We start from the raw sequence: 14,011 nt of genomic DNA on the forward strand, positions 1-14,011 counted from the left end.
CTTTCGTGAGAGAGGCCCTCAGTGAGGCGCCGCGATCGATAGGAAAGTTCCGGGCACGGGCGAGAGGTCATAGGCTTCGAGCTGCCTGGATTTGAGTCGGCTGCCTGTCGCGAACTGTGGATCGAGACTGATGGCGACCAAGTCGTTGTTGGACAATAAGATCGCCTCATCACTGACATCTTCGAGGAGTGATTCGATTTCTTCCTCGAGGCTGCGGACCGTCATATCGATTCCTGCGACCCCATAGAACTCGCTGGATATCTCCAGAGGGACGGTGAAGGTGAATGCGAACTGGTCCGTGCACATGTAGTCAACGAAGGGGCCAGTCATGTGCGGACGTCTCGTCGTTGCCGGTACTCGGTACCATTCGATGTCCTCAAGGCCGGCCTGATAGGTGCCGAGCTCGGTGAGATCGGCGTCAAGAGGCAAGGGCTCCACACGACCGTTCTCGCGTTGTGTGACCCACCACAGCAGCGACCGAGATTGGTCAAGCACAGCAGGGTGGACGCTGACTATTCCTGCGCCGGCGAACTTGCTCGTGGAGTTGAGCGCGTCAAAGACGACCTCCTCCAGCCGAGCCTCCAGTGACCGAGGAGTAGTCGAGAGCGCTTCAATTGCGACACTCGATACCCTCTCGATTGTCTCCGGAACTCGAGCATGCCAAGCGGTGATGACATCAACCAACCTTGTAATCTCAGGTGTTTCAGCGATTGTTCTCACGTTCGTGCCTTTGTGCGTCATTGCGTCTGGACAACAGCCATCTGAGTGAGATGGTAACAGCTTCCCCACGGGCCGCGATCGCAGCGTCCGTGTGTCCTGAGATCATCTCATCGAGCATTGTCCCATTGAGAGCGAAGATCGAACTGCGGAGGTCGGTGTCGTCCAATCCGATCCACAGGAGCGCCCCGAAATCATTCTGAATTCGGATCTGTTCGTGCACCAGACGAACCGATTGGGATTCACCTGCCAACCGAAGATCCAAACCACCTTGAACCGACCGAGCTTCGGCGCCGTCAGTAGGATCTGCACGCAGAAAGGTCTCGCGCACGGCGTCCAGATTCTGCTCGAGGCCCATGGCGGAAATCGTCCGCAGCACACCATCGACGATCGTGCGGTAATAGGTCGCCAGATCGGTGATCTCTGCGCGAGAGAGCGCGGCGATTCGTCGCTCCAGCAAGGCCTGTGCGTGACTGGAATCGACCGCGACGAAGCTGCCGCCACCCCGCCCTTGCTTGGTGTAGAGCAGATCAGTGGCGCGCAGATGTTGGAGTGCTTCTCTGACGGTGACGAGTGAGACTCGAAACCGCGATGCCAGAGCCGACTCCCCGGGAAGTCGATCGCCTGGGGCGAGAACCCCCGTCGCAATGGCGTCTTCAAGCCGTTGTCGGATCCTGGAAACCAGCGCCTTCTCTCCGATCGGGGCGTAGATGGCCGCAGTGACCGAAGAATGTGAACGGCTATCTTCCATATGCCCATTATCCGAGTGGAGACTGAGAAAACCTTGAAACATATGGTTTCATGTGTTTATATGATTTACGACACAGACACTTGGCTTGAGGAGCGCACCATGACAGCAACCGCGGCAACCGCGATCTCCCTTCGGGGCGTTGAGCGCCGGTTTGGTGATGTCGCCGCAGTCGATGGAGTCGATCTGGATATCGCTGCAGGAGAGTTCTTCTCGATGCTGGGTCCATCCGGTTCCGGAAAGACCACGGTGCTGCGGCTGATCGCCGGTTTCGATGAACCTACAGCCGGCACGATCGAACTCTCCGGCAAACCGGTCCAGCGACTCGCCTCCTACGATCGCGACGTCAACACGGTGTTTCAGGACTATGCGCTCTTCCCTCATCTCAACGTGATCGAAAACGTCGAATTCGGTCTGCGCATCCGCAAGGTGGCCAAATCTCGCCGCCGGCAACTGGCGCGAGAGGCCCTTGAGCGGATGAGGCTGGGCGCCTTTGAACAACGCAGGCCAAGCGAACTTTCCGGCGGACAACGGCAGCGTGTGGCTCTCGCCCGTGCCATTGTCGTGGATCCGAAGGTCCTCCTACTGGATGAACCCTTAGGTGCCCTGGACAAGAAGCTGCGCGAACAGATGCAGGTCGAGCTCAAAGATCTGCAGCGCAACCTCGGCATCACTTTCGTCTTCGTCACCCACGATCAGGAAGAAGCTCTGACCCTCTCTGACCGAATCGCCGTCTTCAGCGACGGGCAGATCCAACAGGTCGATACACCGGAGAATCTCTACCGTGCACCAGCGACAGAATTCGTCGCATCATTCGTCGGGACCTCCAACCTCTTTGATGAAGAGCACTCCCAGCGACTGTTGGGTATGAACGGAACGTTCACAATCCGACCAGAGAACCTGCGGGTCACATCTGCCGCAGATGCACCCACCGGGCGGTTGACGGGAACGGTCCGCAACCGGATGTTCATCGGTGCGAACCATCGGACGATCATCGATGTCGACGACATCGCAGTGTCCGTTCTCGAACCTGCCGACTCACCCAGCCGCAGCCTCGGCGAGCAGGTGAACCTCGATTTCAACGACTCTGACGTTCGGAAACTCCGGGCGGACGAACAATCAGCGGCACACGTCGCACTTGATTAAGGAGAACAGTGAAGATGACACTGACAAAGCGCGCCAAAGGAGGCGCGGCCCTCATTGCGGCGCTGGCCTTGACGTTCGGGATGAGCGGTTGCGGAACATCCTCAGGAGAGAAATCTGATTCCGAGTCCACGGAGCTGAAGGAACTCGGCAAGGCTGAGGGCGAGGTCTCCCTCTTGGCGTGGCCGGGATATGTGGAGGACGGGTCGAACGATCCCGATGCGGATTGGGTGACTCCCTTCGAAAAGGAAACCGGCTGCAGTGTGAAAGCCCAGACCTATGGCACGAGTGATGAAGCGTTCAACCTCATGAAACAGGGTGGGATCGATGTTGTCGCCGCCTCCGGGGACCTGTCTCTGCGACTCATCGCGGCGGGCGACGTGCAGCCGATCAACAACGATCTCGTTCCCAACTATGAGAATGTCTATGACTTCCTGAAGAACCGTGACTGGAACTCACTCGACGGCAAAAGCTACGGTGTTCCGCACGGCTACGGGGCGAACCTTCTGATGTACAACAAGAAGGAATTCAAGAAGGCCCCAACCTCGTGGGACGTGGTCTTCGATAAGTCCGACGAGCATAAGGGCAAAGTGACAGCCTATGATTCGCCGATCTACATCGCCGATGCCGCGGTCTACCTGATGGATCACAACCCGGAGCTGGGGATCAAGAACCCGTACTCGCTTGATGAGAAGCAGTTGGATGCGGCCGTCGAGCTGCTGAAGAAGCAGAGCCCGAATGTGGCGGAGTACTGGTCGGATTACCTGAAGTCCCTGCAGGGCTTCGAAAACGGCTCGGTGGTGGCAGGCACCGGCTGGCAGGTGACGATGAACGAGCTCGACCCGAAGAAGTTCGGCTCCGTCATTCCCGATGAGGGGACCACAGGGTGGAGCGATACCTGGATGGTCTCGGCGGATTCCGAGCACACGACCTGTTCGTACAAGTGGCTTGACTACATGTCCAGCGCTAAGGGTTCAGCAGCGGCAACTGAGTACTTCGGCGAAGCTCCGAACAACCCAGGGGCCTGTAAGGAAGCCGAAGATCCGAACTTCTGCGATACCTACCATGCCGGAGACGAAAAATACGCCGAGGGTATCTGGTACTGGACTACACCAATCAGTGAATGCCTTGACGGGCGAACCGACGTCAAATGCACAGATTACGCCGCGTGGACCAAAGCGTGGCAGCAGATCAAGGGATGATCAAGAATGAGCCAGTCCAGTAATACCGACAGCCGAATTCAACCTCCGCCGAGAACCACAGGGCGACGCCTATCGAGCTTCTTCGGCTCACATAAACGGTTGTCGCTGACCGTGCTTCTCGCGGCGCCACTGGCCTGGCTCATTCTCATCTACATCATTGCGCTGCTCCTGCTGCTCGTCACTGCGTTCTGGTCGACCGACAGCTTCACTGGTCAAGTCGTCCAGGACTGGACATTGAGCAACTTCCAAGCAGTGTTCGCCGAGGCGCTGTACAGGGCGGTGACGGTGCGTACCCTCCTCATCGCAGTCTCGGTGACGGTCATCGACGTGCTCATCGCCCTGCCCGTCGGGTACTTCATGTCGAAGGTTGCTGGCCCACGACTGCGAGGCGCGCTAGTTGTCGCGTTCCTCATGCCGCTGTGGGCCGCGTACCTGGTCAAGGCCTATGCCTGGCGCACAATCGTCTCGCCGCACGGTCTGCTCGATTCGATCGGGGTCTCGCCAGGGCTGGGAGTCATCGCGACAATCATTACGATGTCCTACATCTGGCTGCCCTACGTTGTGATGCCGGTCTATGCCGGTTTCGAAAGGATCCCGGACAGCCTCATCGAAGCAGCAGGCGACCTGGGAGCCAAGGGGTGGAAGACGTTCACCGCGGTGATCATCCCGCTCGTCTGGCCATCGGTCATCGCCGGTTCGATCTTCTCGTTCTCACTGACCCTGGGTGACTACATTGCGGTGCAGATCGTCGGCGGATCACAGCAGCTCCTGGGAACGCTGATCTACGCGAACGTCGGCACCGGTGGCAACATGCCATTGGCAGCGGCCACGGCATTCATTCCGATTGCGGTCATCCTGATCTACCTGACCGCTGTTCGCCGCACCGGCGCACTGAAGAACCTTTAGGACACACCATGAGAATCCCTCTACCGGTCAAAGCCGTTCTCAGCATCATCGTCTGTGCGGTCCTGGCCTTCGTCTACATTCCACTGTTCATCGTCGTCATCAATTCGTTCAACTCCAGCCAGTCGCTGGGTTGGCCACCGAAGTCCTTCACCTTCGAATGGTGGATCAGAGCATTCAATGACAGCGGAGCGCTCTCAGCATTGGGAACAAGCCTCCTCGTCGCGGCTTGTGCGACAGTGATCGCGCTCATCCTGGGCACACTGGCGTCCTTGGCCCTTGACCGGTTCGAATTCTTCGGCAGAGAAGGAGTGAACCTACTCATCGTCTTGCCGATCGCACTGCCTGGAATCATCACCGGTATCGCTTTGAACAACGCGTTCACGACGATGCTGGGCTGGAAGCTGGGTCTGCTCACCGTTATCACAGCGCATGCAACATTCTGCATCGTCACCATCTACAACAACGTGTTCGCTCGGATGCGCAGGCTCTCCGGAAATCTCCGAGATGCCGCAATGGATCTGGGGGCAGATGCCTTCACCACGTTCCGGCTGGTCACATTCCCGCAATTGCGCAGTGCACTGCTCGCCGGTGGTCTGCTCGCCTTCGGCCTGTCTTTCGACGAAATCATCGTCACACAGTTCACCGCGGGCACCGGGGTGCAGACACTGCCGATCTGGATCTTCGACAACATGTTCAGACCCAACCAGGCTCCGATCGTCAACGTCATCGCGACCTTCCTCGTCATCGTCTCGATCATTCCGATCATGTTGGCGAACCGCATTGGAGGGAAAGCCGCAACAGGTGCGGCGTAAACACTCGAAAGAAGCCATTGCCTCGGTCAGAAGGCATCGCCTCCTGGTTCACGTGTGGCCGTGTCGGTGGGGGAGACTCCGAAGCACGAGTACACGCGCACGCTGATCGCGGACGTGCCGAAATTCTGACACTTCGGGCAGAGCACAAGAGATGTGCTCTGCCCGAGGTGATGTGGTCTGCGTCAGACTAGGTGCTCTGCGTCAGGTGATGTGCTCAGCTGTTGCTTGAATACACCGTGCGTGAACCGCCCGAGCTGCCCTGGCTGCGGTGGCGTCCCCGAGTCTCGGCACTCGTGCCTCGGTTATCGGATCCGCGCCGGTTGCCGGCGTTCCCACGAGTGTTGCTGCGGGTACCTTCGCTGCGGCGGTTGCCTGAAGCACTTGCACCTGAACGACCGCCGCGGCCGTTCGCCGCGGGGCGTCCTTCCTGGGCATTTCCACCCGAGCGGCTGCCCTGCGAGTTGTTCCTGGCGGTGCGACCGCCCGAAGCGTTTCTGGAGTTGCGGCCGCCTGCTTGGCCGGAGCGGCTGCTCTCACCGCTGCGGGTGTTCTCACTTCCACGTCGGTTGTCTCCGCCGCGGCCTCCACGGCGTCGCCCGGAGGATGAGCGCTGTCCGCCCTGCGGCTGCTCTGCCTTCTGCTTCTCTGCTGCTGCCTGGATTGCGATCTGCGGATCGACATAGTCAGCGATCTCGCCGACAAGGTCGGCCACTGCAGGGGAGTCTGCTGTGACCTTCTGCGGAGTCACCTTGATGGCTGCCTTGCGCAGCAGCATCGTCGTGTCCTTACGCTCACCCGGCAGCATGACCGTCACAACGTCGCCAGAGCTGCCGGCGCGTGCTGTGCGGCCGGAGCGATGCAAGTAAGCCTTGTGCTCGGTCGGCGGATCCACATGGACCACGAGTTCGATGGAGTCGACGTGGACTCCTCGGGCAGCGACATCTGTGGCGACGAGCACGCGCACATTCCCCTCGCTGAACGCTGCCAGGTTGCGATCTCGTGCCCCCTGGGACAGGTTGCCATGGAGATCTACGGCGGGAATGCCCTGTGCAGTGAGCTGCCGGGTGAATCGCTTCGCTCGGTGCTTGGTGCGGGTGAAGAGGATGCGGCGACCGGTGCCGGAGGCGAGCCGCTGGATCAGATCATTCTTGTCCTCATCGGCGACCTCGAAGACGTGGTGCGTCATGGCGGAGACGTGCGAGTTGGGATCGTCCACGGAGTGGCGGATCTCGTTGTGGAGGAACCGGCGCACCAGTTTGTCCACGCCGTTGTCCAGAGTGGCGGAGAAGAACATCCTCTGGCCCTGCTCTGGGGTCCGTGCAAGGATGCGGGTGACGCCGGGCAGGAAGCCCAGGTCGGCCATGTGGTCGGCCTCATCGAGGACTGTGACCTGGATGTTGTCCAGGGAGACCAGGCCCTGCTGGAGCAGGTCTTCGAGCCGTCCCGGGCAAGCGACGACAATGTCGACGCCTGCATTGAGCGCGATCTCCTGGCGCCTCTGCTTGACACCGCCGAAGATGGTTGTCGTCGACATACCGTAGGCCTGGGCCAGGGGATCGACCACGTTCGTGATCTGGGTTGCGAGCTCACGTGTGGGTGCCAGGATGAGACCGCGTGGAAGGCGGCCCTTCTTCCGACCGGCAGGATCGGACTCTGACAGGCGCGTCACCATGGGAATGGCGAAGGCGAGTGTTTTGCCGGAGCCGGTCTTGCCTCTGCCCAGCACGTCACGGCCGGCGAGTGTGTCGGGAAGAGTGTCCTTCTGGATGGGGAAGGCCTCGGTCTTGCCTTCCGCACGAAGGCGATCGGTCAGAGCAGAGGGAACGCCGAGCTCAGCGAAAGTGACGGGAGCGACATCTGTCGTGTCCGCGACGGCATTCGCCGACTCGGGGTTCGCGGCCTTCGGTGTGGCTGGTCGTCGCTGCCTCGTGGAAGAAGAGACGGAAGTGGTGCTGGAGTCATGGGGAGTAATGGGATAGCCCTTCGACATGCCGGAGAACTCACCGATGCCACCGAATGGTGACGGGAGCCGCTTCCGGACAAGGTGTGGGAACGCCGTTTGGCGCTCTCGATCGCCGAGAGGAAACGGCTTCGGAAACACGCGCCGGATATTATTCACGGCCGCAGAGACGAGGCGTACTGTCGACGCAGGGAACCCGAAGACGGGTTCGCAGGTAGTACCAGCATACATGCCTCAGAGGGGGCGGTTCGACATCGCCGGCTCAACGTCAGTCATCTCATACTCTCGGATGCCCCACACCCGGGGCGGCTAAACCTCGCATTGCAGAAGGGTGTTTTGAGGCTGAAGGTGCGGTTTGATGCAGATTTAGAGTGGGTCACGGATTGCGGGCAGCGGGTCCACAATGGCACCTAAGTAGGCGCTCGAAACAAGCATTCGGCAAACGAAGACCCGCGTGAGGAAGGCTTTTCCACGGTCGTCTTGCGCCCTGGCATGCGATGATGATCCTATTCCGGCGATGAAGGAGCTGTCTGCCCACTGATGTTCGACCTCAACGAGGATTACACGTGCACAATGGAAATCGATGAGGCCAAGGCAGACAGCCTGCTTCGAGTTGGGGTGCTCGACCGTCTGGCGATGGTCTTCGAACGGCATGCCGCGCAGTGCCAGGGCGGGATGGTGTTCAGCGTCTACCGTGCGGGTGAACCCATCATCCAGCTCAGGGCCGGTGTCGCCGGCAAGCGCGGGGACACCTCGGCGAGGGCATGGGACGAACGGACCTTGGCGGTGTTCTTCTCCGGCACCAAAGGTCTGGTCGCGACCATCGCGGCCAAGGCTGTGGGGGAGGGGCTCCTGGAGGTGGAGACACCCGTTGCCCACTATTGGCCGGAGTTCGCGACTGCGGGCAAGGAGACGGTGACCGTCGCCCAGGTCCTCTCACACGCGGTCGGCCTGCCCTATGTCGACCCGGACCCCTCCCTGGATGTCAACAGCAGACCGCGCACGGACGATGCACAGTGGGCGTTCCTCGACTCCCGGAGAATGGCCGCCATCCTCGCGCAGCAGGCTCCGCTGTGGGAGCCGGGGACGAAGGTCGCCTATCACGCAGTGACCTACGGGTACCTGATGTCAGAGATCATCCTTCGCGCCACCGGCCGCAGCGTCGCCCAGTGGCTGCACGAGGATCTTGCTGTGCCCTATGGTCTCGACCTGCACCTGGGGCTGCCCGAAGAGGACGAAGACCGTGTGGCGTCGATCTTCCAGGCACCGGGTTACTCGATCTCGACCTACCTCAAGGACGATCCGAAGCGTCGAGCGATCATCGACCGCATGTACGCCTCACTCCTGGCACCGGCCTTGCCGATGAACACCCGGGCCTTCCACTCAGCGGAGGTCTCGGCTGGGGGAGGAATGGGCACTGCCGATGCGATGGCGAAACTGTACTCACTGCTGGCCACGCCCGGCCGCCTCGGCGGGGGCATCGTTTCAGCTGACGCGATGGACAACGCATTGCGGACACGCGCAGAGGGACTTGACGTTCTCAACGATCGGCCCCTGCACTTCGGTCTCGGCTTCGAACTCGCCGACCCGATCGGCACATACGGTCCCGTGGAGCGAGCCTTCGGACACTCGGGCGCTGGCGGGAGTCTGCACGGGGCATGGGTCGAAGAAGGGATCGGGTTCTCCTTCCTGAGCAACGAGATGCTCACGGAGAACGTCGACCGGCGGGCCAAGGATCTGCTGCAGGCGCTCGCCGGGCGAGGCTAGAACTTCCTGCCCACAGGGACCCTTCGCTGCGTGGTTCCGTACCCCCTTGTCAGGTGGACAGGGGAGTGCCACGCTGAAAACAGCTCCTGCTCATCCTCAGGAAGCGAAGGAGAAGACAATGCTCATCATTTTTTGGGTCGTGGCGGCGATTCTCGCCGTCTCAGGCGTCATCTTGCTGTTCCGGAGAGAGGTTAAGTGGGGCATCATCTTCATCATCGTGGCGTGCATCGTCGGTCCCTTGCTGGCGAACTTCTACGGAGGGCCTCCTGCAGGCCCGAGAAGCACAAGTGAGTCTTTCCCTTCGTCGGACGCCGCCATCGTATCGGTGAGGCTGGTCAGCGAGGTCTGAGTGTCGATCGGAAAGGCACATCCTCTGTGGTCGTCTGCAGGCTCCTGCCGCTCTCCCAATGATTGGCTCCAGGATCGACATGCGGGGTGGCAATGTCCTCGCGACTGGCTCGCTTGCTCTGAGTCGATACTCCGACTCTGGCGTCTCTGGCCCGGATGATGTCATCGTTCGCCTGACCGTCGGCGGTGAAGCCCATCATCAGCTGCGGAATCCCGTAGGGGAAATCCTCACGGTCGTACTGCCACGTGTGGAAAGTCTTGCCGTAGGTCGACACCAGATCCTTGAAGTAGGAATGCTCGGCGATCTCCGGCACTCCTGGCGCCGTGAGGATTCCTGACTTCACTTCATAGTGGTGACTGTGCCACAGCTTCTTCTCCGAAGCGGGGAGAGCGCGGAATCGCTTCTCGCTGATGATGTATTCGATTCCGATGAGTCGGGCATCGGTGGCATTCCGATCGAAGATCACGCATTGGTGGAGGTCATGACGAAGATGGATGCAGAAATGTGCCGCTTCGACCTGCCGCCCCATGTCATCGGCATACATGTGCAGTCCGTTGAGATACGTGCTCATGGCCTCGAGTGGGTATTTCGCTTGGAGTGCCCCGGATGCCAAGTCCAGCACACGGTGCTTGAGCGGATGACCTTTGCCGACCTTGACCTTCGTGATGAGCTGTCGGCCCAGCGTCGCACCGACCGTGACTGCTGCTCCGGCTACGACTCCGAGTCCGAGGGACTTCAGCTGTGGCAAGTTCATATCGACAGGCTAGCGTCGATTGGTCGGTTACGTAATCCCCCTCATTCGACCCGCATCAGTGGCTGGAGAACACCGTGGTCCCGAACGATCAATCTTCGATCGGCAACCTTCGGTTCATCGCAGTGGCCGCCGCATCCGTCATCCGCCTCCGATTTCGCACACGAGGACTCACACTGAGACACCATGCAGTGAGGGCGAAGAGCAATTTTAGCGGCAGATCGTCGATCTGGGGAGGGCTAGCAGGAACCGACTGGATTTGGGACGGTTGATTGACAGGCCGCAACAGGGCCTCGGAAGCTCGGTTCCACGAAAGGAGTCATCATGAGCGCGAAATTCGCAACCATCAATCCCGCGACAGGTGAGACCGTCAAGGAATTTCCCACAGCTGACGATGCGACGATCGCAGCGCTGATCGAGGACTCGGATGCAGCATTCCAGAAATGGCGCACCACCCCGCTCGAAGACCGAACCGCGCCTCTGTCCAAGGCCGCCGACCTCATGGATGACCGCAGAGACGAACTCGCCGCCCTGCTGACACTCGAAATGGGCAAACTGCCCGTTGAAGCCCGAGCAGAAGTCGAACTGTGCGCAAGCATCCTGCGCTACTACGCCGAAGAAGCCCCGAAACTCCTGGCCGACGAAACACTGTCACCGAACAGCGGAGGCCAAGCGGTCCTCAAACACGAGCCGATCGGACCGCTGCTCGGCGTGATGCCGTGGAATTTCCCGTACTACCAGGTGACACGGCTGGCCGCACCGAATCTGGCGGCAGGCAATACGATCATCCTCAAGCATGCCTCGAACACGCCCCAGTCCGCGTTGGCCTTCGAACAGATCATGTCAGATGCACTGCTTCCGAAGGACTGCTACCGCAATGTCTTCGCCGACAACGATCAGATCCAGACGATGATCGCCGACGAACGGATCAGGGGAGCCTCCCTGACCGGATCGGAAGCTGCCGGCTCTGCGGTAGCCGGAGGGGCCGGCACGAACCTGAAGAAATCGATCCTCGAACTCGGCGGCAGCGACCCGTTCATCGTTTTGGACGCCCAGGATCTCGAGGCCACGGTCAGTGCGGCAGTGGCCGGACGGATGGCGAATTCAGGACAGAGCTGCATTGCGTCGAAGCGCTTCATCATCCTTGAAGACATCTACGACGATTTCGTGGCGTTGCTGACGGAGAAGATGTCGCAGTTCGTCGCGGGCGACCCGAATGATCCAGCCACAACAATGGCACCGTTGTCCTCCGAGCAGGCGGCCGTCGATCTCATAGAACAGGTCGAGGACGCAATCAACCACGGCGCACATGTGCACACAGGCGGCAAACGCGTCGATCGGGCTGGCGCGTTCGTCCAGCCAACGGTGCTGACAGGAGTGACGCCGCAGATGCGGGCCTACTCGGAGGAGCTGTTCGGCCCGGTCGCGGTGGTCTACTCCGTACACGACGAGGACGAGTCGATCGCCTTGGCCAATGACTCCTCGTTCGGCCTCGGCGGGACCGTGGTCAGCTCCGATGTCGAGAAAGCACAACGAGTGGCAGACCGGGTCGACACCGGAATGGTCTGGATCAATCAAGCCACCTGGACCGAACCTGACCTCCCATTCGGCGGTACGAAGCGTTCAGGCGTGGGACGCGAACTCGGGGCCGAAGGAATACAGGAATTCGTCAACAAGAAGCTCATTCGGACTCCCTGACTCTTCACGGTGGAGCCAGTCGGCTCCAAACAGTGAGAGGTCGTGACACCGGAACCCGAGAAGCCGGCACAGAGATCAAACCTGACAAAGAACTGCGAAGGTGATAGCAATGGCGACATCAGTGAGCGACTTCATCATCGATCGACTCATCGAGTGGGGGCTGCACCAGTGGTATGGCTATCCCGGCGACGGCATCGGCGGCTTCGACGGTGCTATGGGCCGCGCCCAACGAGACGGCAAGGACTTCCGGTATGTTCGGCCCACCCATGAAGAGGAAGCCGCATTCATGGCCACCGCTCACGCGAAGTTCACCGGCGAAGTCGGCGTGTGCATTTCGACTTCCGGGCCCGGGGCCATCCACCTCATGAACGGTCTCTACGACGCCAAGGGAGACAACGCACCGGTTCTCGCGATCGTCGGCCAGCAGGCGCGGGTATCCCTCGGCTCTGAATTCCAGCAGGAGATCAACCTCGAACGCATGTTCGCCGACACCGCAGTCTTCGTCCAAACCGTGGCCACGCCCATGCACGCCCAACTCGTTGTCGACAAGGCTGTGAGGATGGCCAAGGCCTACCGGGGGCCGGCCGTCGTGGTTCTGCCGGCCGACATCCAAACCATGGATATGGAAGAGCCCACAGTTGAGCATTTCGTCTCCCGCAGCGGCATCGGCTTTGTGGAGGATCGGCTGCGGCCCGATGACAGTGCCCTCGTCAGAGCCGCAGAGGTGCTCAACGCCGGGGAAAAGGTCGCGATGCTCGTCGGACAGGGCGCTATCGGTGCCACGGATGAGGTGCTCGCCGTGGCCGATCGCCTCGGTGCCGGTGTCATCACCACGCTCCTGGGCAAACAGGTCGTGCCCGGCGACGTGCCCTACCACACGCAGCAGCTCGGGCTTCTGGGCTCACGACCGAGCTACGACATGATCCAGAAGTGCGACACCCTCCTCATGGTCGGCACGAACTACCCCTACGGTGAGTTCATGCCTCCAACCGGACAGGCACGAGGCGTCCAGATCGACCTGTCACCGCGACATCTGGGAATCCGCTATCCGACCGAAGTGAACCTATGGGGAGATGCGCTGACCACACTCTCAGCCCTGCTGCCGCATCTGGACCAGCACAGCACCGAATGGCAGCAGAAGATCGCCAGCCAACAGCAGAACTGGAAGACAGAGAACACGCGGGTGGCGCAGACCGCAGCTGATCCGATCAACCCCCGCAGCGTCTATGTCTCCCTCAACGAGAAGCTGCCGGACAACGCCATCATCACCGCAGATGCCGGAAGCACGGCCGACTGGTACGGCTTCCACATCGAACTCGGCCCCAACCAGATGGGCAACCTCTCCGGCCGTATGGCATCGATGCTGGCAGCCATGCCGTACGCACTCGCGGGGAAGTTCGCCCACCCTGACCGGCCCGTGGTGTGCACCATCGGCGACGGTGCCTTCCAGATGATGGGAATGAACGGCATGCTCACGGTCAAACGCCACTGGAAGGAATGGGCGAACCCCACTTTTATCGTGCTCATCATCAACAACGGCGACCTCAACCAGGTCTCCTGGGAGATGCGCGAAGCCGGAGATCCACGGTGGGACACCGCGCAGATGGTGGAGCCGCTGGACTACGCCGGGTATGCACAGATGCTCGGCCTCAAAGGCATCCTCGTGGAGGAACCGGATGCCGTCGGTCCGGCCTTCGACGAAGCATTCGCCGCCGACCGACCGGTCGTTCTCGACGTGAGATGCGACCGCAACACGCCACCGCTGCCCGCACATATCGCACTCGCGCAGGCCCAGGGGCTCACCGAATCGCTCCTGTCCGGTGACCCCGAGATGGGACGCGTGGTCAATCAGAGTTCGCGTGCGGCCGCGGCTCGACTCTTCGCCCGTATGGGGCTGATCTCAGATGACTGAACCACCGTCGGCACGCTCATCCCAGGAATGAGCCGATCACTCCACG

The 14,011-nt window shown here is 60.7% G+C and carries 12 protein-coding genes; 8 read left to right on the plus strand and 4 right to left on the minus strand.

Annotation, left to right across the window (positions count from 1 at the left end):
• Positions 1 to 18: 18 nt before the first annotated feature.
• Both JFC13_RS08825 and JFC13_RS08830 read right to left on the minus strand, forming a co-directional pair.
• Positions 19 to 720, minus strand: a complete 702-nt coding sequence (locus JFC13_RS08825; protein WP_198396715.1) for a cache domain-containing protein — start codon at positions 718 to 720, stop codon at positions 19 to 21.
• On the minus strand, positions 704 to 1,468 hold the full coding sequence (locus tag JFC13_RS08830; protein ID WP_198396716.1) for a winged helix-turn-helix domain-containing protein: 765 nt from the start codon (positions 1,466 to 1,468) through the stop codon (positions 704 to 706). The genes JFC13_RS08825 and JFC13_RS08830 overlap by 17 nt, the downstream gene beginning before the upstream one ends.
• 99 nt (positions 1,469 to 1,567) lie before the next feature.
• Between JFC13_RS08830 and JFC13_RS08835 the strand changes: the two genes are divergently transcribed.
• The 4 genes from JFC13_RS08835 to JFC13_RS08850 all read left to right on the plus strand — a co-directional run bounded on the left by JFC13_RS08835 (position 1,568) and on the right by JFC13_RS08850 (position 5,528).
• Positions 1,568 to 2,611: an ABC transporter ATP-binding protein gene (locus JFC13_RS08835; protein ID WP_232488387.1), complete on the plus strand. Its 1,044-nt coding sequence runs from the start codon at positions 1,568 to 1,570 to the stop codon at positions 2,609 to 2,611.
• Positions 2,612 to 2,625: 14 nt separating this feature from the next.
• Positions 2,626 to 3,810, plus strand: coding sequence for an ABC transporter substrate-binding protein (locus tag JFC13_RS08840; RefSeq protein WP_198396718.1), 1,185 nt, complete (start codon positions 2,626 to 2,628; stop codon positions 3,808 to 3,810).
• A 99-nt stretch (positions 3,811 to 3,909) separates the two neighbouring features.
• Entirely contained in the window at positions 3,910 to 4,716 is an 807-nt protein-coding gene (locus JFC13_RS08845; protein ID WP_232488388.1) for an ABC transporter permease, read from the plus strand.
• A gap of 8 nt (positions 4,717 to 4,724) precedes the next feature.
• On the plus strand, positions 4,725 to 5,528 hold the full coding sequence (locus JFC13_RS08850; protein WP_198396720.1) for an ABC transporter permease: 804 nt from the start codon (positions 4,725 to 4,727) through the stop codon (positions 5,526 to 5,528).
• Between the two features lie 214 nt (positions 5,529 to 5,742).
• Here JFC13_RS08850 and JFC13_RS08855 read toward each other — a convergent pair whose 3' ends face one another.
• A complete protein-coding gene (locus JFC13_RS08855; protein WP_232488389.1) occupies positions 5,743 to 7,719 on the minus strand; it encodes a DEAD/DEAH box helicase in 1,977 nt (658 codons plus the stop codon).
• Between the two features lie 309 nt (positions 7,720 to 8,028).
• Here JFC13_RS08855 and JFC13_RS08860 point away from each other — a divergent pair, with 309 nt between their 5' ends.
• Together JFC13_RS08860 and JFC13_RS08865 are read left to right on the plus strand one after the other, a co-directional pair.
• Positions 8,029 to 9,255 (plus strand): serine hydrolase domain-containing protein, encoded by a 1,227-nt coding sequence (locus tag JFC13_RS08860; RefSeq protein ID WP_232488390.1) that lies wholly within the window; start codon positions 8,029 to 8,031, stop codon positions 9,253 to 9,255.
• A 118-nt stretch (positions 9,256 to 9,373) separates the two neighbouring features.
• On the plus strand, positions 9,374 to 9,604 hold the full coding sequence (locus tag JFC13_RS08865) for a GPGG-motif small membrane protein (protein ID WP_198396721.1): 231 nt from the start codon (positions 9,374 to 9,376) through the stop codon (positions 9,602 to 9,604).
• Here JFC13_RS08865 and JFC13_RS08870 read toward each other — a convergent pair.
• Entirely contained in the window at positions 9,591 to 10,358 is a 768-nt protein-coding gene (locus tag JFC13_RS08870; protein ID WP_198396722.1) for an OBAP family protein, read from the minus strand. The genes JFC13_RS08865 and JFC13_RS08870 overlap by 14 nt on opposite strands.
• Before the next feature lie 321 nt (positions 10,359 to 10,679).
• On the opposite strand from JFC13_RS08870, the gene JFC13_RS08875 reads away from it, so the two are divergent.
• On the plus strand, positions 10,680 to 12,053 hold the full coding sequence (locus tag JFC13_RS08875; RefSeq protein WP_198396723.1) for an NAD-dependent succinate-semialdehyde dehydrogenase: 1,374 nt from the start codon (positions 10,680 to 10,682) through the stop codon (positions 12,051 to 12,053).
• A gap of 109 nt (positions 12,054 to 12,162) precedes the next feature.
• Positions 12,163 to 13,965 (plus strand): thiamine pyrophosphate-requiring protein, encoded by a 1,803-nt coding sequence (locus tag JFC13_RS08880; RefSeq protein ID WP_198396724.1) that lies wholly within the window; start codon positions 12,163 to 12,165, stop codon positions 13,963 to 13,965.
• Positions 13,966 to 14,011 lie beyond the last annotated feature (46 nt).

Source organism: Brevibacterium antiquum, assembly GCF_016107655.1.
GTDB classification, from domain to species: Bacteria; Actinomycetota; Actinomycetes; order Actinomycetales; family Brevibacteriaceae; genus Brevibacterium; species Brevibacterium antiquum.